This window comes from Streptomyces sp. P17 (assembly GCF_032436805.1).
Classification (GTDB): domain Bacteria; phylum Actinomycetota; class Actinomycetes; order Streptomycetales; family Streptomycetaceae; genus Streptomyces.
Genome location: NZ_JAVRBF010000317.1, coordinates 1 through 478, shown reverse-complemented (window position 1 = coordinate 478; position 478 = coordinate 1). Strand labels below are relative to the sequence as shown.

1 protein-coding gene and 1 pseudogene are annotated in these 478 nt (G+C 46.9%); one reads left to right on the top strand and one right to left on the bottom strand.

The annotated features are described in order from the left end of the window. Positions 1-160: pseudogene (locus tag RMT89_RS46220) on the top strand (type VI secretion system tube protein Hcp); the annotation flags it as partial. A gap of 104 nt (positions 161-264) precedes the next feature. Here RMT89_RS46220 and RMT89_RS41065 read toward each other — a convergent pair. Continuing rightward, on the bottom strand, positions 265-478 hold a 214-nt coding region (locus RMT89_RS41065; RefSeq protein WP_315888854.1), incomplete at its 5' end, for a hypothetical protein.

Genomic DNA, 478 nt, shown 5'->3' with positions numbered 1-478 from the left:
TGTTGATATTCATTGTGAGATGCCACACTGCCAAGATCCAACGAATTCTGATTTCACTCAAAACGTGACGGTTTCTATGTCTTACCGCAAAATCCTATGGGATCATGTGAACGCAGGCACGTCAGGCTCTGACGATTGGCGTAAGCCAGTTGAAGCGTAATCACGCTAAGTAATGTGGGGCGCTCATCTGTATTTCATATCCTTGGGGTGAGCGCCCTGTTTTAAAAACCTTAAGCACAATACCGAGTGGTGGCGGTGTTGTGCTTAAGGTTTTTCGACATTGATGATGTAGATGGAAGGAAAGAGCAATGGCAAGGTTACGTTTTCGGCTAAAAGTGGATGGGTTGGCAGACGATGTCTTGATGGTGCATAAATATCAAGGTGTCGAATCGCTGTCGGACAGCCAGCAGCATGGTCAGCATTGTTATGGTTTTCGTTACCAGATACAACTTGCCAGCCGCCGCTCAGACTTAACCGC